The organism is Bacillus pumilus (assembly GCF_038738535.1).
In the GTDB taxonomy this organism is placed as follows: Bacteria; Bacillota; Bacilli; order Bacillales; family Bacillaceae; genus Bacillus.
Genome location: NZ_CP046128.1, coordinates 1,739,496 through 1,759,144 on the forward strand (window position 1 = coordinate 1,739,496; position 19,649 = coordinate 1,759,144).

Annotated in this window: 16 protein-coding genes and 1 pseudogene; 5 read left to right on the forward strand and 12 right to left on the reverse strand. The window is 43.5% G+C overall.

Annotation, left to right across the window (positions count from 1 at the left end; all coding sequences use genetic code 11):
* Positions 1-16: 16 nt before the first annotated feature.
* Positions 17-1,535 (forward strand): annotated as a pseudogene (locus GKC25_RS08625) (MDR family MFS transporter); the annotation flags it as partial.
* A gap of 43 nt (positions 1,536-1,578) precedes the next feature.
* On the opposite strand, the gene GKC25_RS08630 reads toward GKC25_RS08625, so the two are convergent.
* The 5 genes from GKC25_RS08630 to GKC25_RS08650 all read right to left on the reverse strand — a co-directional run bounded on the left by GKC25_RS08630 (position 1,579) and on the right by GKC25_RS08650 (position 6,175).
* Positions 1,579-2,448, reverse strand: a complete 870-nt coding sequence (locus tag GKC25_RS08630; protein ID WP_034660835.1) for a class II fructose-bisphosphate aldolase — start codon at positions 2,446-2,448, stop codon at positions 1,579-1,581.
* Positions 2,449-2,450: 2 nt separating this feature from the next.
* Positions 2,451-2,909, reverse strand: coding sequence for a PTS sugar transporter subunit IIA (locus GKC25_RS08635; protein ID WP_187704573.1), 459 nt, complete (start codon positions 2,907-2,909; stop codon positions 2,451-2,453).
* Between the two features lie 15 nt (positions 2,910-2,924).
* On the reverse strand, positions 2,925-4,340 hold the full coding sequence (locus GKC25_RS08640; RefSeq protein ID WP_034660837.1) for a PTS fructose transporter subunit IIC: 1,416 nt from the start codon (positions 4,338-4,340) through the stop codon (positions 2,925-2,927).
* A gap of 13 nt (positions 4,341-4,353) precedes the next feature.
* The gene (pfkB, locus tag GKC25_RS08645; protein ID WP_187704538.1) at positions 4,354-5,268 is read right to left on the reverse strand and encodes a 1-phosphofructokinase; all 915 of its coding nucleotides are present in this window, start codon (positions 5,266-5,268) and stop codon (positions 4,354-4,356) included.
* Between the two features lie 130 nt (positions 5,269-5,398).
* On the reverse strand, positions 5,399-6,175 hold the full coding sequence (locus tag GKC25_RS08650) for a MurR/RpiR family transcriptional regulator (RefSeq protein ID WP_034660839.1): 777 nt from the start codon (positions 6,173-6,175) through the stop codon (positions 5,399-5,401).
* A 160-nt stretch (positions 6,176-6,335) separates the two neighbouring features.
* Here GKC25_RS08650 and GKC25_RS08655 point away from each other — a divergent pair, with 160 nt between their 5' ends.
* Positions 6,336-7,742, forward strand: a complete 1,407-nt coding sequence (locus GKC25_RS08655) for a phospholipase D-like domain-containing protein (protein ID WP_187704539.1) — start codon at positions 6,336-6,338, stop codon at positions 7,740-7,742.
* Positions 7,743-7,752: 10 nt separating this feature from the next.
* Here GKC25_RS08655 and GKC25_RS08660 read toward each other — a convergent pair whose 3' ends face one another.
* From GKC25_RS08660 to GKC25_RS08670, 3 genes are read right to left on the reverse strand one after another with little or no spacing between them, the layout of a single operon-like run.
* Positions 7,753-8,238 (reverse strand): DMT family transporter, encoded by a 486-nt coding sequence (locus GKC25_RS08660; RefSeq protein ID WP_187704540.1) that lies wholly within the window; start codon positions 8,236-8,238, stop codon positions 7,753-7,755.
* A gap of 21 nt (positions 8,239-8,259) precedes the next feature.
* Positions 8,260-8,940 (reverse strand): Crp/Fnr family transcriptional regulator, encoded by a 681-nt coding sequence (locus GKC25_RS08665; protein ID WP_066030818.1) that lies wholly within the window; start codon positions 8,938-8,940, stop codon positions 8,260-8,262.
* Positions 8,941-8,953: 13 nt separating this feature from the next.
* Entirely contained in the window at positions 8,954-9,379 is a 426-nt protein-coding gene (locus tag GKC25_RS08670; RefSeq protein ID WP_034661956.1) for a DMT family transporter, read from the reverse strand.
* 211 nt (positions 9,380-9,590) lie between these two features.
* Here GKC25_RS08670 and GKC25_RS08675 point away from each other — a divergent pair, with 211 nt between their 5' ends.
* Positions 9,591-11,018 carry an aldehyde dehydrogenase family protein gene (locus tag GKC25_RS08675; protein WP_309415564.1) on the forward strand — a complete coding sequence of 476 codons (1,428 nt, stop codon included), beginning with the start codon at positions 9,591-9,593 and terminating at the stop codon, positions 11,016-11,018.
* Between the two features lie 74 nt (positions 11,019-11,092).
* Here GKC25_RS08675 and GKC25_RS08680 read toward each other — a convergent pair whose 3' ends face one another.
* Positions 11,093-11,491: a DUF3221 domain-containing protein gene (locus GKC25_RS08680; RefSeq protein ID WP_223249874.1), complete on the reverse strand. Its 399-nt coding sequence runs from the start codon at positions 11,489-11,491 to the stop codon at positions 11,093-11,095.
* A gap of 274 nt (positions 11,492-11,765) precedes the next feature.
* Here GKC25_RS08680 and GKC25_RS08685 point away from each other — a divergent pair, with 274 nt between their 5' ends.
* Positions 11,766-13,586, forward strand: coding sequence for an assimilatory sulfite reductase (NADPH) flavoprotein subunit (locus GKC25_RS08685; protein ID WP_095285240.1), 1,821 nt, complete (start codon positions 11,766-11,768; stop codon positions 13,584-13,586).
* A gap of 36 nt (positions 13,587-13,622) precedes the next feature.
* A complete protein-coding gene (gene cysI / locus GKC25_RS08690) occupies positions 13,623-15,341 on the forward strand; it encodes an assimilatory sulfite reductase (NADPH) hemoprotein subunit (protein WP_309415565.1) in 1,719 nt (572 codons plus the stop codon).
* Between the two features lie 29 nt (positions 15,342-15,370).
* On the opposite strand, the gene GKC25_RS08695 is transcribed toward cysI, so the two are convergent.
* The 3 genes from GKC25_RS08695 to GKC25_RS08705 are packed head-to-tail and all read right to left on the reverse strand — an operon-like array spanning position 15,371 to position 19,643.
* Complete coding sequence (locus GKC25_RS08695) at positions 15,371-17,305, reverse strand: AMP-binding protein (RefSeq protein ID WP_309415566.1); 1,935 nt, start codon at positions 17,303-17,305, stop codon at positions 15,371-15,373.
* Positions 17,306-17,318: 13 nt separating this feature from the next.
* Complete coding sequence (locus tag GKC25_RS08700) at positions 17,319-18,842, reverse strand: acyl-CoA carboxylase subunit beta (protein WP_106037706.1); 1,524 nt, start codon at positions 18,840-18,842, stop codon at positions 17,319-17,321.
* A gap of 18 nt (positions 18,843-18,860) precedes the next feature.
* The gene (locus GKC25_RS08705; protein ID WP_342689966.1) at positions 18,861-19,643 is read right to left on the reverse strand and encodes an enoyl-CoA hydratase; all 783 of its coding nucleotides are present in this window, start codon (positions 19,641-19,643) and stop codon (positions 18,861-18,863) included.
* Positions 19,644-19,649: the final 6 nt, after the last annotated feature.

Here is a 19,649-nt window from a genome sequence, read left to right on the forward strand (position 1 = left end):
GCAGGAGGTAAATGAAATGAATCATGTGGATAAAGGCAAGGCATCCACTCGCTTTGTTGTCATCGGTTTGCTGTTAGGGATTTTTATGGCAGCGATGGACAATACCATTGTTGCAACAGCGATGGGAAGCATCGTAGCAGATTTGGGCAGTTTTGATAAATTTGCTTGGGTGACGGCTTCTTATATGGTGGCAGTAATGGCCGGAATGCCGATTTACGGAAAGCTTTCTGATATGTATGGTCGAAAGCGTTTTTTTCTGTTTGGACTTATTTTCTTTTTAATTGGATCAGCGCTGTGCGGTATTGCACAAACGATGGATCAGCTCATTATTTACCGGGCCATTCAAGGGCTTGGAGGCGGTGCCCTTCTTCCGATCGCGTTTACGATCATCTTTGATATCTTCCCGCCTGAAAAGCGCGGAAAAATGTCCGGTATGTTTGGTGCAGTATTTGGTTTATCGAGTGTACTAGGACCACTGTTAGGAGCTATTATCACAGATTCGATCGGCTGGCATTGGGTTTTCTATATTAACGTGCCAATCGGTATTGTTAGTGTGTTCTTGATCGCCAGATACTATCATGAATCGCTAGAACATCGCAAGCAAAAAATTGACTGGTCAGGTGCTATTACACTTGTCGTGGCAGTTGTGAGCTTAATGTTCGCACTTGAGCTTGGCGGTAAATCTTATGCGTGGGATTCGGTGCAAATCCTCACACTTTTTGCCGTGTTTCTTGTGTTTGGTACCATCTTCTTTATTGTTGAGCGTAAAGCGGAGGAACCGATTATTTCTTTTTGGATGTTTAAAAATCGTTTATTTGCGACATCTCAAATATTGGCGTTTTTATATGGGGGGACATTTATTATTCTTGCCGTCTTTATTCCTATTTTCGTGCAAGCGGTGTATGGTGAATCTGCGACAAGTGCAGGGTTTATTTTAACACCGATGATGATAGGATCTGTGATTGGCAGTATGATTGGCGGAACGATGCAGACGAAAGTTCCTTTCAGACGTCTTATGACGATCTCTGTTATTTCATTTTTTGCTGGGATGCTGCTTCTTGCCAATATGTCACCAGATACAGCTAGACTTTGGCTCACAATCTTTATGATGATATCAGGCTTTGGTGTCGGCTTCAGCTTCTCCCTTCTGCCGTCAGCTTCAATGAATGATCTTGCCCCTCGTTACCGAGGCAGTGCAAACTCAACCAATTCATTTATGAGATCACTTGGGATGACACTTGGTGTCACGATTTTTGGGACGATTCAAACCAATGTCCTATCGAATCGCTTAGCAGAAGCCATTAGCGGAATGAAAGGAGCCCCTTCTCAAATAGGCAATCCACAAGCCATATTCCAAGAAGGTGCCCGTTCACAAATTCCGCCTGATATTTTAAATAAAGTCATCGATGCGATGTCACAAAGCATTACGTACGTATTTTTGATTGCGTTATTCCCTATTGCCCTTGCAGCGATTACGGTCCTATTTATGGGAAATGCACGAGTACGCACATCAAATGAAATGAAAGAAAGCGAATAATGTGAAAAAGCAGAGCGTTAGCGGCTCTGCTTTTTTTCGTTTCACTGATATAGAGGATGGGCTTTGCCCTCACTGCCAACGATACGTATTTTCGATGTGACCATGTCTTTTGCTGCTTGCTTTGCTTTTTGTAAATACATACGTGGATCTAAGCTTTCAGGTTCGTTTGAGAAATGATCACGGATGGCTTCAGAGTACGCATTTTTCAATTCAGTAGAGACATTGACCTTTGCCATACCAAGTGCCACACATCGTCTGACGTCTTCATCCGGAACAGCGGAACCACCGTGCAGCACAAGGGGAACATCGACCAGCGCTGCAATTTGTTCAATACGGTCAAAGTCAATATCCGGTACTCCTTTATAAATGCCGTGAGCGGTACCGATCGCAGGCGCTAAAGTAGGTACCCCAGTTTCTTCTACAAATTGACGGCATTCTGATGGAATGGCTTTTTCAGCATCCTTTTCATCGACGACGATATCATCCTCTACGCCGCCTACCTTGCCTAATTCTGCTTCGACATTCACCCCTACTTTTAATGCGAGGTCTACGACTTCTTTTGTGCGGCGTACATTTTCTTCATATGAATGCATGGATGCATCGATCATGACGGATGTATATCCTGCCCTGATACAGGTGAGAATCACATCAAAGTCCGTGCAGTGATCGAGGTGCAGACCGATTGGGATTTGATATTGATCAGCCGCCGCTTTGACTGTATCTGCAATCGCTTTTGCTCCAAGTGATTGAACCGTTCCAACCGTTGTTTGCAAAATGACAGGTGATTTTAATTCTGCGGCCGTTTCGAGCACCCAATAAATACTGTCAAAGGAATGTACATTGAATGCAACTATTCCGTATTTTTCTTTTTTCGCAGCCTCAAGCATCGGTGTTGTTGAAAGTAAAGGCATAATCAAACATCCTCTCTCGTTAAAATATCTGTTTCTAAAACAGTAAGCATGTCTTCATTTGTTCTTGTTTCCAGCAGCTTTTGTCGTTTCACTTCATCCATTAATCCTCGTGAAAGAGCAGAAAGAGCCTTTAGATGAGTGGTGCCCGCTTCATTTTTGGGGATCAGTAAGGATAAGAAGAAAAAGCATGGCTTCCCATCAAAAGCGTCCCATTCAATGCCTGTTTCAGTGCGGACGATCACAAGTGCTGGTTTTGTGATGGCTTCTGTTTGTGTATGTGGAATGGCAAATCCATCTTGAAATCCAGTCGTGCTCAGTGCTTCCCTTTCAGCTAAGCCTTTTTTGACATCCTCTTGTGATGTACAAATACCTGCTTTGTAGGCAATGTCAGCAATGGCTGCGAAAACGCCAGCCTGTGAAGAAGCTGTTTCATGAAGATTCATATAGATATGGTCCATTATTTCTCTTCCTCCCTATTAAACTGCGGGTTTGTCTATTTTTTTACGGTAAAGTCCGTATAGAATGGCACCTACAAGTGATCCGATCAGTATGGATAGTACCCACTGAAATGCACCTGTGACGACTGGAAGGACAAGGAATCCACCATGCGGAGCTGGAACCTGTACGCCAAATAGATACGTCAATATAGCAGAGATGGCTGAGCCAAACATGATAATTGGCAGGACAACGATCGGGTTTTTTGCCGCAAATGGGATGGCCCCTTCTGTAATATGTGTCGCCCCTAGAATATAGTTGATTGCCCCTGCATTTCGTTCCTGCGGTGTGAAATGTTTTCTGAAAATCGTTGTGGCAATCGCAATGATAAGCGGCGGTGTGATACATGCTGCGGACACACCTGCCATGAAGTAAAGGTTACCTTGTGCAAGTAAAGCCGTTCCTGTGACATAGGCTGCTTTGTTAAAAGGACCTCCCATATCAAATCCACACATCGCTCCAACAATTAAACCTAAGAGCAGCGGGTTCGTGGATTGAACAGCTGAGAGAAAATCCATTAATGAATTATTTAGGCCTGTGATCGGAACTAATAGTGGTGTCATCACAGCTCCAATCAAGAAAATACCGATAACAGGATAGATGAAGATTGATTTTAAACCGTCAAGTGATGCAGGTAATTTTTGAAGCAGGAATTGAAGGAATACGATGATATATCCTGCTGCAAAACCTGCGATAATACCACCTAAGAATCCAGCGCCTCCGTCGTTTGCAAGCAGGCCGCCGATAAACCCGACAACCATCCCTGGGCGTCTGGCGATTGAATCAGCGATAAATGCTGCTAAAATAGGCACCATTAAGCTAAAGCCGAGTCCGCCAATGCTTTTCAAATAGGCAGCAAACGGATGATACGTTTCATGCTGAGGATCAGCAGAGTAGATACCGAATAGAAATGAAATGGCAATTAAGACCCCGCCTCCAACAACAAATGGAAGCATGTGTGATACACCGTTCATTAAATGTTTGTAGATCGTGTGTATCCATTTATTCGTCGTCTTTTGTTGAGAGGATGAAGGAGCAGATGTTTTCTCCGTTCCAGAAGCCCTTCCTTTCACTTGATGAACGGGTGCATCTCCATTGATAATGCCTTGGATCAGTTCTTCTGGCGTGCGGATGCCTTTCGCTACAGGCACTTCAATAAGTGGTTTGCCGTGAAAACGATCTGTATTCACATCTTTGTCAGCTGCGACAATGATCCCATCGGCCTCCAGAATGTCTTGATCGGTTAAAGCGTTTTCAATTCCTACTTGACCATGTGTTTCGACTTTGATGTCGACCCCTAATTGCTCAGCAGCTATTTTTAATGCCTCAGCTGCCATAAACGTGTGTGCAATGCCTGTTGGACAGCCAGTTGCAGCGACAATTTTTTTACGGCTCATATCTGATTCCCCCTTATATCTTGTGAATGTGTACTTGCTCAATTAATGAATGAATGTCATGTAAATCACTTAAGCCTTTAGAAAATGCAGTAGATGCGCCCGTTGCAATGCCGTAACGTAAGCATTCTTCAGGTGAATGACCTTCAAGCTGTTTACTAAGAAAGGCTGCGAGCATTGCATCTCCAGAACAAGCTGTGTTTACCACAGTGCCTGTCGGTGCGTTTCCTTTTAAGATGACGTCTTTCGTAATGAACAAAGCCCCTTCTTCTCCGCGGGAAATAAGCACTTGCTCTGCACCCATCTCAATGAGTTTTTCTCCTGATTGAATGAGTTCTTTTTCTGACATAGGATGTATTTTGCCGAAAAAAGCAGCGATTTCTTCTTCATTCGGTTTTAATAAATACGGCTTGTATTGAAGCGTCTCAAGAACTGCTGCGGAGCTTGTGTCTAAAATAAACTTGACGTTGTGCTGATGACAAATAGCTGCTACTTCTGAAAAAATGCTGGCGGGTACGCCCTTTGGCAGGCTGCCTGACATGATAAGGATGTCCCCCTGCGGGATGGCCGCTATTTTTTCACGAAAGGCGTGAAGCGCTTTTGCTTCAATCGCAGGTCCTTGGTTCACGAGCTTGTATTCTTCTGTCGTATTAATAAAAACATTAATGCGTGTAATTCCTTCAACCGAGATAAAATCGGTTTGAATGGAAAGGTCCTTTAAGGATTGTTCAATATAAGAGCCTGAAAACCCAGCAATAAATCCTAATGCAGTGCTGGTGAATCCATATTTCTTTAGCATAATGGAGACATTGACTCCTTTGCCATTCGGCTGATAATCTTCATCTTCTGTGCGGTTGACTGCATTTGCCCTCATTTCTTTTAATGCAATATATAGGTCAATAGCAGGATTTAAGGTGCAGGTATAAATCAATTGGTTTCACCTTCTTTCTTTTCTCTAAAGAAAGTATCTCATACGATGGAGTGAAAATGTTTTCAGGTTGTGTAAAGGTTTTCATGATAAAAAGCCTTCCAGATCAAAGTCTCGAAGGCTTCTTTAGCGGTTATTTCATTCGGATCACATAGGCATCTAGTAAAATGCGGGCAATGACATGAAGAGACAGGCGCGATCTGACTTCATAATCTGGGAAGAAAGATTGTTCGCCTTTATATCCGACTAGAGTCATATCTGATATTTTGCTTAATGTAGAATCTATTCTTGTCGTGACGGTAATGGTCGTGACTTGCTTCATGCTGAGATTTTGACACGCTTCAACGAGCTCTGCTGTTTCGCCATTTAATGAAACAAAGATCGCAAGTTCGTTTTTACTGATGTCTCTCGATTTCAGCCGAATGATATTCGGATCGTCATGTACTTCGCATGTTTTTCCGATGAGCTGTAATTTGATGGTCATTTCTTTGGCAATCATCTCTGAGAAGCCTCTGCCGAAAATATAAATTTTGTCCGCATTATGTATTTTTTGAACGGCATCTTCAATTTGCCCAATACTTTGCAGCTGAATCGTCTTTAAAACCTCTTCTTCATTTTTCCGAATCGCTAGTTTGATGTCTTCATCGATGTTTTTTAGCTGATCACTTGCATCGGTCATTTTCTTTTCTTGTTTCAATCGATATTTAAAGGAAGTATAGCCGTTGTAACCAATTTTTTTCATCAATCTGACAATTGTGGCTGTCGACACATTCGCTCTTTCACTTAATGTGACGATGGATAAGGTGGAGATTTCCTCTAGATGCTGGTGAATATAATGGAGTAAATAACGTTCTGTTTCACTTAACGTTTGATACACATCGCTTGGAATGTTAAATAGTGGTTCATTCAATTCGATTCCCCCTTACTCATTTCATACTATAATTAAATGCCCAATAAAAACAAGATGATTCTTTTATCATATATTTTGATGTGGAAGCCAAAATGAGTGAAATTTGATTTTTGACATACACTAAGGAAAAGTTGTGTCTGTGTGAAAGGAGCTGATACCTATGCTTCATCTCTTGTTTTTTCTCATCCTTCTCTATGTCGTCTATGTATTTTTGACCGCATTTGTGTTGTTTTATTTACCGATACGAAAAACATGCAAAGAACATTGTATTTATAAAGCCTCTTCTATCTCAGGAGACGATCAGGGGACAAATCAAGTGATGCTTCTTGACGATGGGTTTGAATCTGGTCAGGTTAGAATCCAAATGATTCGTGAGGCAAAGAAGGTGATCCGTCTCAGTTACTATTCCATTCAAAAGGGAAAAACAGCCGAATGGGTACTAGGTGCTTTAATTGAAGCAGCTGATCGAGGTGTGAAAGTCCAGGTGTTGTTAGATGGCATCTGCCACAGTTTGCGCGGGCCGCTGAAGCATTTGCGCTATGCGGTGGCAAATCATCCGAACATGTCGATTCGTTTTTATGAGCCCTTTCGTTTGTTCAAGCCTTGGACGTGGCATAATCGGCTTCACGATAAGCTGCTACTAGCAGATGGCCGAGTGGCTGTGATGGGCGGAAGAAATATCGGTGATAAATACTTTGCAGATCAGCCGCCGAAAGACTTTGCTTTTGACCGCGATGTGCTGCTCTATAACGCCAAAAAGGGAAAAGTATTAGATGAAATGGAGCAATATTTCGTTTATCTATGGAATCATGATTTTACGAAAAGAACAAAAGAGGTGTTCTCCAAGCCAAAAGCGAAAAAAGGGTTAAAGCTAAGAAAACAGCTGCTCAGATCCTATCAAGAAGCAGTGCGCACAAAAGAACCTTTTGTGATGTCCTCCTTTGATTGGGTAGCAGATGCCACTTCAGTGAAACAGATTGCCTTTTTCACAAATCCTGTAGAACGCTTCAATAAGCGGCCGCTTGTGCTGAAAAAACTGAACGATCTTGCGCACCGGGCAAAGCGTTCTGTGCTTATACAAACGCCTTATGTCATCCCAACACGCCCAATGAAAGCCGGACTCACCCCCTTAGGTAGTGAGATTCAAACGACAATGGTCACGAATTCTCTTACAGCGACACCAAATCCGTTAGCCTTTGCTGGATATTTAAGCACGAAAAAGGAACTGATGAAAACAGGCGTTCATTTGTATGAATATGAAGGCCCCTATTCCATTCATGGGAAATCAATGGTGATTGATGATTACTTGAGTATTATTGGGACATATAACTTAGATGCGAGGTCTAGTTTTTTAAACACAGAGTCGATTTTGGTGATTGACAGTGCCCCGTTTGCGTTATCACTTACACAGGCAATCGAACAAAAAATCGCCTACAGTAATCTCGTTGCTAAAGACCGAACAGCCTATCATGCGAGCGCATATGGGCAGAAAAAAAAGCCTTTGATGAAAAGGCTCCTTTTAAATGGATTATCCGCGATAACGGTATTATGGCGGCGATTGATTTAAAAAAGGGCGGCTACTCTTGTGGCAGCCCTTTTTCTTGCGATTGATCTTTTTCGGCTGACTCCAATTTGGTCAATTTAAACACTAAGATCCCAGCAACAATCACAATGACACCTAATAGTTTTGTAAAAGAAAATGCCACTTTTTCTAACCCAAGCCAGCCTAGCGAATCAAACAAAAGAGCGCAGCCCAGCTGTGACGTGAGGACAATCGAGATGCCATAAGTCGGTCCAAGACGTTTGATACTCTGAACTAGACAAATGACCACTCCTACCCCAATGGCTCCGCTGATCCAGTACCAAGCTTCCATATGTCTTAATTGAAACATGCCAGTTCCCTCTAGTAAGAGACCCATCAGGAGTGAAGCAATAAAGCCCATTCCAAGAACGAGGGTTGTAGTTGACCAAGAGCCTGTATGCTCATCGACCTTACTGTTAAAAATGGTTTGTAAGCTGACGAGTGCGCCAGCAGTGATAGCTAATAGTATTCCTATGATCATATATAAATCCCTTCATTTCTTCTATTCATAAATATTGTGCTCTGCTATTTCTAGAAGCCCTTTCCGGTCACAAATCGTAATCTCTCCTCTACGCCTCTCTATCAGCCCTTTTTCACAGAATTGCTGAATGACCCGGTTAATATGACGATAGCTTGTACCGATTAAGCTTGCCGCATCAGTGAGACGAAGGGCGCTCGCGCTGTCATCATTTGTTACAACAGACAATAAGTAGCTTGCAAGCCTGACCTCCACAGGATATAAAAGGTGGAAACTCAGATCGTTTGATTTTGTATAAAATTTGTTTGTGATGCCTTTTAGCAGAAAGGTTAACACGCGTGGGTCATCCTTCGCATGGCGCATGAGCGCTTGATGAGAAACCCTTAGCATATGTACTTCTGTGACAGCTTCGACTGTATTGACCATGTCGGTTTGCTGAACGTATTCAATATCTCCAATCGCTTCAAGGGGATGTTTAAAGCTAAGAATAAAGGTTTTCCCTTCCTTTGTGGTCGTGAAAATCTTTAATTTTCCTTTCACTAACAAGTACAGGTACTCCCTCTTATCCCCTTTTGAACAAACGAGCTCACCCTGCTCATAGCGCCACAAGCTCACGTGTGATATGAGCTTTTGATGAAAGACGTTTTCTAATTGATGTGCCTTCATATATGAGGCAAAAAGAGATTCATCATAAAGCTCCTCCATCTGACGCCCTCCTTTATAGCTTTAAAATGATCACGCCTGCGACCATCAGTAAAATTCCTGCATAATGAGGCCATTTCATTTTTTTCTTCTGTACACCAAACCATCCTTTTGCATCGATTGCAAAGGTAAAAGCAAGCTGTGCAATAAGTAACGCTGCGATGGTGAGTGTGACACCGATCATTTGAATCGCGGTGACTTCATTAAAAATAATAATGGCTGCAAATGCGCCGCCTATTAAATAAAGTGGCTGCACCTTTCGATATTCCCTGAAGTGTCCGTCTCGTACGATGAGTAAAATGACAAGTGAGATGATAAAACCGGTTAGCTGCGTGATAGTTGCTGCCTGCCATGTGCCGATATCCTGGCTGATTCTTGCGTTGGCTACGCCTTGCAGTGTAATGCAAGCGCCTCCTAATAAAGCGAAAATAACACCTTTCATTCGTTCAAATGCTCCTTCTTTTTTCAGTCTAGTTCCATTAAATGATACATGCTCACCTATTGAAAAGGACATATGTCCCACTTTGCGTATTATATCAGAAACTTTTTCTTTTGCAGTTTCTTCGTTTTAGATTTTTCACAGTGGGTAAAGTTTTATATCAGCTGAAAACAGAATATTAAATGAATCACATATAAAAAGGAGACATGTCAGAATGAGAAATCAAGAGAAACATTTTATTAACGGAGAATGGGTTGCATCAACAGGAAACGAAACGACAGAGGTCATCAACCCTGCGACAGAAGAAGTCATTGGCACTATTAGCTTAGGAACAAAAGAAGATTTAGATAAGGCAGTGAAAGCAGCTCGTGCCGCCTTCCCTTCTTTCTCGAAAACATCTCGAAATGAACGCGTGAAGATGCTGGAAAACATTGTGCGCGGCTACGAAAAACGCAAGGATGAACTTGTAGAAGTGATGACACAAGAGCTCGGTGCACCGCTGAAAGTATCAGAAGAAGTTCATTACACAATGGGCTATGAACATTTTTCTAAAGCAGCGGAAGCACTTAAATCTTATACATTGACCGAGGACCGCGGCGGACATACCATTATAAAAGAAGCGATTGGCGTCAGCGGATTGATTACACCGTGGAACTTCCCAACGAATCAAACATCTCTTAAAATTGCGGGTGCCATTGCGGCAGGCTCACCAGTTGTCTTAAAGCCAGCGGAAATTACACCTTTTGCTGCGATGATTCTTGCAGAAATCATTGATGAAGCAGGCGTACCGAAAGGAGTCTTCAACTTAGTAAACGGAACTGGTGACGTGATTGGTGACGGTATTAGCTCACATCCTGATATTGACTTTGTTTCATTTACTGGATCAGGTGCAGTCGGCTCTAAAATTATGGAAAACGCGGCGGACAATGTGAAGAAAGTGGCTCTTGAGCTTGGCGGGAAATCCCCTCTTATCGTCTTAGATGATGCAGATGTGGATGAGGCAGCAGAAACCGCCGTTCATCATATTGCGATGAATACAGGTCAAGTGTGTTCTGCGGCTACGCGTGTGCTTATTCCAGAATCAATGAAAGACAAGTTTGAAAAAGCGCTGCTGAATGCCCTGCCGAAGTTTACAGTTGGTGATCCGAGAGAAGATCACGCCACAGGCCCGCTTGTCTCCAAGAAACAATGGGATACCGTGCAATCTTATATTGAAAAAGGAATTGATGAAGGTGCTACTCTGCTTGCAGGGGGAACTGGAAAGCCGGACGGAATCGATAAAGGATATTTCGCCAAGCATACCATTTTCACCAATGTAAAAAATGATATGACCATTGCGCAAGAAGAAATCTTCGGACCAGTCATGAGTGTGATTACGTATCAGGACCTAGATCATGCCCTTGACATCGCCAATGATACGGTTTATGGCCTTGCCGGGTATGTTGTTGGAAAAGATGAAAAAACTTTAAAATATGTAGCTGAACATATCCGTGCTGGCCAAATCACCATTAACAATGCCGAAACAGATTACTTTGCCCCATTTGGCGGCTTTAAGCAATCTGGTATCGGAAGAGAATGGGGAGACTTCGGCATTGAGGAATATTTAGAAGTGAAAGCTGTGATGGGACTTCCAACGGCATAAATTGAGAAGGGAGAAAAACTCTAGGGTTTTTCTCCTTTTTTATTTGTGAATTTTAAGAAGTGCTCACTGCCCTCCTACTTATCCATAATGATTTTATATTTTTCGACCGTTGCTTTAGGAGGAAACGATTCTTGTAACTCATCAAACCAGATCTCAACCGTTTGACCCTGTACCAGCTCTTTAGTATCAACTTTCGATAAATCCATAATGATGAGATCATGTTTATACTTATCAATAAGAAGGTGAGTATTCAATGAATAATCGCTTTTTAGAGGAGTTTTATTGTTTATAAGAAGTAAACCAGTCTCCTCTTTACTCAGCAGTATGCCTTTTTTTGAAAAAGGTGCTGTTGTTTTATTCTTATTGTATGAATCCTTTATATTGTCCTTTGGAGAATTGCACGCTACTAATAAAATGAGAAAAATCAAGATGACAAGCCGAAAACATTTTATGTTTTTAAACTTTAGCTGCATCAACTTTCATACACCCCTTTTCAATTCTTCACGATAGCTTCTTCATGCTAGCATTCTCAGAACAAAACGCCTATTTTTCTTAAGGTGCTTTATAAGTTAAGCTGATTTACCTTCAAGTTCATTCACCTTGTAAAGGTATTAGAAATCTTAATCATGACAATCAATATTATATATTTTACTTAATGGCAAACTTTCGGTAAAGTTCAAATTGAACCTATATATATAATTCCTATCGAATTAATCTATGTTTATATTCCTTGTGAGGTGGATATCGTTGCAACTTCATGTATTGAACAGTCCGTTTAGTCAGCAGCAGGCAGAGCTACTCAATCAGCTGCTTCCGACTTTAACAGATCAACAAAAAATTTGGCTTACCGGTTATTTATCAGCACAGGCAGCTCTAGCCGGATCAGAAACGGCCACTCTGGCCCCTACTCCTTCTGCCGCAGCCCCTGCGCAGCCTGTCAGTAAAGATGTGACCGTACTTTATGGCTCGCAAACAGGCAATTCTGAAGGATTAGCGAAAAAGACAGCGCAGCATCTCGAGGAGAAAGGTTTTCAAGTGACGCTCTCTTCTATGTCAGATTTTAAACCAAATAATCTGAAAAAAATACACAATTTACTGATGATCGTCAGCACACATGGCGAGGGAGATCCGCCTGATAATGCCCTTTCTTTCCATGAATATGTTCATGGTAGACGTGCGCCAAAGCTCGATCATTTAAGCTTTTCTGTTCTTTCGCTTGGCGACAGCTCTTACGAATTCTTCTGTCAGACTGGAAAAGAATTTGATGAGCGCCTCAAAGAACTTGGCGGAACGCGTCTTATAGGCCGAGTGGATTGTGACCTTGATTATGATGAGCCGTTTTCTGAATGGCTTCAAGGGGTGACATCGGCACTTAGCGAAGGTGAAGCCGCAGCATTCCCGCAAGAATCAGCAGGAGCAACCAACCAAACAGCAGCTTCTGAATACTCAAGAACGAATCCTTTTTATGCGGAAGTTCTTGAAAATATCAACCTAAATGGCCGCGGCTCTAACAAAGAAACCCGCCATTTGGAGCTCTCTCTTGAAGGATCAGGACTTGTTTATGAGCCGGGTGACAGTCTTGGTATTTATCCAACAAATGATCCTGCGCTTGTTGATGAACTGCTCACGACATGCGGATGGAATGCAGAGGAAGCCGTAACCGTGCATAAAAATGGCGACACTCTTCTTTTGAAAGAAGCACTCACCTCGCACTTTGAGATTACAGTATTAACAAAACCCCTTCTTCAAAAGATGGCGGACTTTACAAAAAGTGAAGCCCTCCATGCCCTTTTAGAAGAAGGGAATGAAGAAAAGTTAAAAGCGTATATAGCAGGAAGAGATCTAGTAGATGCTGCGCGCGATTTTGGTCCTTTTGAAGGAACAGCCGCAGATTTCACCGCTATTTTAAGAAAAATCCCTGCACGCCTTTATTCGATTGCAAGCAGCCTGAAAGCCAATGAAGAAGAAGTTCATTTGACAATAGGTGCTGTGAGATATGATGCACACGGGAGAGAACGCCAAGGTGTCTGCTCCATCTTATGTGCGGAGCGCTTAGAGCCAGGTGATACACTGCCTGTTTATATCCAGCACAACCAAAACTTTAAGCTTCCTGAAAACCCTGATGCACCGATCATTATGGTGGGACCAGGCACAGGTATCGCTCCTTTCCGTTCGTTTATGCAGGAACGAGAAGAAATCGGTGCTAACGGAAAATCATGGTTATTCTTCGGTGATCAGCACTTTGTGACGGATTTCTTATATCAAACTGAATGGCAAAAGTGGTTAAAAGATGGTGTCTTAACGAAAATGGATGTGGCTTTTTCAAGAGATTCAGAGGAAAAGGTATATGTCCAGCACCAAATGAAGAAACAAAGTAAAGAATTATTCGAATGGCTGGAGCAAGGTGCCTATGTATATGTCTGCGGAGATGAAAAACATATGGCGCATGATGTTCATGGTACCCTTCTATCGATCATCCAAGAAGAAGGTGCGATGAGTAAGGAGAAAGCAGAAAGCTATTTAGCCAATTTGCAGCAGCAAAAACGCTATCAGCGTGACGTATATTGATGGATTTGATGCTTGAAAGAAAGGAGTTTTTACGACATGGTGAAGACAGCATTAACAGCGCCGGATGGACCTCCGAGCGACGTAGAGGAAATCAAAGAAAAAAGTGATTATTTACGGGGTACGTTAAAAGAAGTGATGCTTGATCCGATTTCAGCGGGAATTCCTGATGATGACAACCGCCTGATGAAGCATCACGGCAGCTATTTACAGGATGATCGAGACCTCAGAAATGAACGGCAAAAACAAAAGCTTGAGCCAGCCTATCAATTTATGCTGCGCGTACGCCTGCCTGGCGGAATCGCCACATCCAAGCAGTGGCTAGTGATGGATGAGCTTGCTCACAAATACGGAAACGGTACGTTAAAGCTGACTACTCGTGAAACCTTTCAGCTTCACGGTATTTTAAAATGGAATATGAAAAAGACCATTCAAGACATCCATTCGACTATGCTTGATACAATTGCTGCTTGCGGCGACGTGAACCGGAATGTGATGTGTACATCAAACCCCTATCAATCAGAAGTGCACCATGATGTATACGAGCTGGCCAAAAAATTAAGTGATGACCTGCTTCCGCAAACTAGAGCGTATCATGAAATTTGGCTTGATGAGGAAAAGGTTGCGGCAACGCCTGATACAGAGGTTGAGCCGATGTATGGTCCGCTTTATTTGCCAAGAAAATTCAAAATTGGTGTGGCGGTCCCTCCTGCTAACGATATTGATGTCTTTTCGCAGGATTTAGGCTTCATTGCGATCATCGAAAATGAGCAATTGATCGGCTTTAATGTCGCAATTGGCGGTGGAATGGGCATGACGCATGGTGATACAGCGACCTATCCTCAGCTTGCAAAAGTGATTGGCTTTTGTACACCGGAACAAGTTGTAGAGATTGCCAAAAAAGTGATTACCATTCAGCGTGACTATGGAAACCGTTCGGTGCGAAAAAACGCCCGCTTTAAATATACAGTGGACCGCCTCGGTCTTGAGAATGTAAAAGAAGAGCTGGAACGCCGCCTAGGATTTGCCCTTTTAGACGCAAGAGATTATCGCTTTGATCATAACGGAGACCGCTATGGCTGGGTAAAAGGCATCAATGGCAGATGGCATTATACGATGTTTGTAGAAGGCGGACGCATCACAGATTATGATGATTATCCGCTGATGACGGGCATTCGTGAAATCGCAAAGATTCATACAGGTGACTTCCGCTTAACAGCGAATCAAAATTTGATCATTGGAAATGTCACTTCTCATAAAAAGAAACAAATCGAGCAGCTCATTCAGGAGTTCGGTTTATCAGCTGGCCAGCAGCACTCTGCACTCCGCCGCAGTTCAATGGCCTGTGTTTCTCTTCCAACATGCGGCTTAGCGATGGCAGAAGCAGAACGCTACCTTCCACGCTTGATTGACCGAATTGAAGAGATTGTTGAAGAAAATGGCTTAAGTGATAAAGAAATCACGATTCGAATGACTGGATGTCCAAATGGATGTGCCCGCCATGCGCTAGGTGAAATTGGCTTTATCGGCAAATCACCTGGCAAATACAACATGTATCTTGGCGCTGCGTTTGATGGCAGCAGATTAAGTAAGCTGTACCGTGAAAATGTTGGTGAGGAAGACATTTTAAACGAGCTTGGCTCTCTGCTCCCTCGCTATGCAAAAGAACGAGAAGACCAAGAACATTTCGGTGATTTTGTCGTTCGGGCAGGGATTGTCAAAGAAACAACAGATGGCACGAATTTTCATGTGCAATAGAAAAAGACAGGACACTCTCCTGTCTTTTTCTATGGATTCTGTTTCCGTTTCAAGTATTCGCAAATGCTTTTGTACACATGAGGGTTTTCTAAAGAAGAAAGATCTTGTGAGGGCTGCTGTTCATAGGCTCCTTTTAATAAACGCCGGACGATTTTTCCGTTTCTTGTTTTCGGTAAAGTTGAAATGAGATGAATTTCCTTTGGCATGAGAGCTTTTCCCGCGTGTGAACCAACATGAGTTTTGAGCTCTCGAATCAGTTTTGCTTCGTCACAAGATTGTGAGCTAGTCACGATGAAGCACACGAGTGCCTCCCCTTTCACCTCATCCTTTACCCCAATTACAGCTGCCTCGTGTACGGCTGGATGTCCGACAAGAATGGATTCAATTTCTGCTGGACCGACACGTTTTCCTGCTGAATTAATGACATCATCCGATCTGCCCGTGATATGGAATGTGCCATCCGCTGATTGCATCACCCAATCCCCATGTGTCCACACCCCATCAAATCGTCTGAAATACGTGTCTTCATATCGCCCCGGATCTTTCCAAAAACCACATGTCATACCGACCCATGGCTTTTTCAAAACAAGTTCTCCTACTTCATTTATGACGCTCTGACCTGCTTCATTATACACATCTGCCGCCATTCCTAAGATCGCCGCATTAAAAAGAACTGGCTTAATTGGGCGAAGCAGCGTACTTCCTACAATTCCACCAGAGACCTCTGTTCCCCCTGAATAATTTAGGATCGGAATGTGCTTTTGACCGATTTTGTCAAAAAGCCATTGCCATGGTGCTTCATTCCACGGCTCACCTGTAGAAATGATGGCTTTGACATGCGGCAGCTGAATACCTGAAAGGTTTTGCTGCATCGCAGACCGAACAAAAGTAGGTGAAAGTCCAAAATGGGTGACTTTTTGCTCGTGGATGAATGACCAGAGGTGCTGTTCATCTGGATAATCGGGTGCACCGTCATATAAAACGATTGCAGCTCCATTGATCAAGCCGCCAAAGACGAGAAATGGCCCCATCATCCAGCCCATGTCTGTGAGCCAAAACAAACGGTCTCCTTTTGCAACGTCCATACAAAGACCGGCGTCAAAAGCAGCTTTTACAGGGAAGCCTGCGTGTGTATGGACAGCTCCTTTTGGCGTACCAGTTGTTCCAGAAGTGTATAAGATCATGAGAGGCTCTTCATTTGTGAGATAGGCCGTTTCACTTATCGGATCTTCTTTTAACAAATCGTTTAGCCTGATATCTCCTTCATATTCAGTATGAGAGGGAGTGTGTACAATGACGTTTTTGACAGTGTCTGTTTTGTGAATCGCATCTGCCGCACATTCCCGCATATTGATCGTCTTCCCGCGTCGCGTCATGTCGGAGCCTGTGACGACAATGGTTGCACCTGCCGCACGAATACGCACTGCAAGAGGCTCGCTTCCATATCCGGAGAAGACGGGGCTAAAGATGACACCAATTTTTGCAAAGGCTAGCATGACAGCGACCGTTTCAGGAAGCATCGGCATATAAATGACCGCCACATCTCCTTTTTGAAGCCCATTCTTCAAAAAACCAGCAGCGAGGCGATTAACCTTTTCCTGAAGGTCGAGATACGTCCATCTTTTCTCAGCCCCAACTTCATTTCTCCAAATCACGGCTGGCTGATGCTGTGTCTCTTCGTTCTCTGCCCATTTGTCCACGGCCGTTTCGGTCACGTTTAGTTGACCGCCTTTATACCACTTCGGCCACATGAATGAATCTTGCCCTAATGCGGCTTCATATGGCACCTTCCACTTGATGCCGACCGCCTTTTCAGCTTCTCTCCAAAACCAATCGGTCCGCTCAATACTAGCTTCGTAGAATGCTTCATAAGTAGAGAAACCAAGTGAGTGCATCCATTTGTAAAGACGTGTATGTTTGACCTTCTGCTCTTCCGGTACCCATGCTGGTTTCAGGTTCATCATAAGGATGCCCCCTTTAGACCGGATAGACCGGATGTTTTCGTCTTGTAAATGTCATCTCTTTTGAGGAATAGGCTTGTAATCGATGACAAAGCTCAGCTCGCAGGTGGTCAAACGGGATGACGCCATCGACAATCATTTCAGAGGCAAGCTCATATATATTCATATCTTCCTGATATTCCTTACGTTTCTCTTGTATAAATGCAGCTCTCTCTTCGGCAGGCAGCTCGGCAATTTTATTCGCATAGACAGCATTCACAGCCGCTTCTGGCCCCATGACAGCAATTTGCGCCGATGGAAGAGCAAGACAGCAGTCTGGTTCAAACGCTGGCCCTGCCATTGCATATAACCCTGCACCGTATGCTTTACGCACAATGACCGATATTTTCGGAACAGTGGCCTCTGACATAGCGGAGATCATTTTCGCCCCGTGTCTAATAATGCCGGCTTGTTCCACTTTTGTTCCAATCATAAATCCCGGTATATCCGCAAGAAAAAGGAGCGGGATATGAAAGGCGTCACATAGCTGAATAAACTTGGCGGCTTTGTCAGCTGAGTCATGGAATAACACCCCGCCTTTCACCCTAGGCTGGTTGGCAATAAGACCAACAGGCTGACCATTCATGCGGCCAAAGCCTGTAATCAGCTCCGCGGCAAACAGTTTTTTGATTTCAAAAAATGACCCTTCATCAATGAGTAAATCAATGAGCTGATACATATCAAAAGGGGTATTCTGCCCCTTAGGGATAAGGTCTTGGATGGTCATCTCAGATGGCTGAGGTGCTTTGGCGGCTGCCCGTTTTGGTTTCTCTGTATAGTTGGCAGGCATGTAGGTTAAATAGTCGCGGGCGATTTGAATGGCTTCTTCCTCTGTTTTGGCTAAAATATCACCACATCCTGATATGCTGCAATGCATGTTTGCCCCGCCCATTTCTTCTAGTGATACTTTTTCTCCAATCACCATTTCGGCCATTCTCGGAGAGCCTAAATACATCGAGGCATTCCCTTCGACCATAACGACGATGTCACAAAAAGCAGGAATGTAAGCACCTCCTGCCGCAGAAGGACCAAATAGTAAACAAATTTGCGGGATACGTCCAGACAGCTTCACCTGGTTATAAAAAATGCGCCCCGCGCCCCTTCTGCCTGGAAACATGGCAATTTGATCGGTGATTCTTGCACCCGCAGAATCGACTAAATACAGCATCGGGCAGTTGAGCTTTTCCGCTGTTTCTTGGATTCTAATGATTTTTTCTACCGTTTTGACGCCCCATGATCCAGCTTTGACGGTAGAGTCATTCGCCATGACGCAAACCGTTTGCCCATTCATCCGCCCCGTCCCTGTGACAACCCCATCTGCTGGTAAATGTTGATCTTTACACTCGGCAAACATGGCATCCTCAATGAAAGAATCCTCATCTAATAACAACTGGAGCCGGTCACGGACGAACAATTTTCCTTTTTCTTTGTTTTTTTGATGGTATCGTTCGGCTCCTCCTTTTACAATCCGCTGTTTTTTCACTTCATATTCTTCGATCATGCCCATTCCCCTTTCTTGCTAGTTGCCTCTGTAATGAGGCGTTCGTTTTTCTTGGAAAGCTTGAAGTCCCTCCATTCGATCTTCTGTATCAATGAGCCGTACATAGGCTTCGTATTCCTTCATCAGACCTGTACGTAAATCATGATCAAGGCTCATTTGAATCGCTTGTTTCGCTTCTTTTAAAGCAATTGGGCCGTTTTTGGCGATTTGTTTTGCGAGAGAAATGGCGTCATCCATAAGAGAATCTGCTAAAGAGAGGTGCTCAATCAACCCGATTTGAATGGCTTCTTCAGCTTGTAATGAACCACCTGTGAAAATCAGTTCTTTTGCTTTACCGAGTCCAATCAGGCGCGGAAGCCGCTGGGTTCCTCCGGCTCCTGGTATGATGGCTAGTCCAGTTTCTGGCAGGCCGAGTCTTGCTCCGGCTCGTGCGATGCGAAGATCACAAGCCAGTGCGAGCTCAAGGCCTCCGCCGAGTGCGTGTCCATTCATCACGGCAATGACAGGCACAGGAAGGGAGTCAATTTCTGTAAAGGTTTGCTGAATCGACAGAACCGCCGCTTTTGCTTCTTCTTCTGTCATCAATCGTCGCTCTTTTAAATCAGCTCCTGCGCAAAAGACGTTAGAACCAGCTCCTGTAATGAGCAGACAGCGGATGCTTTCATCGTGTTTGATTTCTTGAATGATTTGATTGATCTCCTCAAGAATCGCAGCGGATAGGGAATTCGCTTGTTTCGGCCTGTTTAAGGTCATGATCCCAATCCGTTCATCTTGTATCATAAAATTAACCAATGATGTCATGTCACA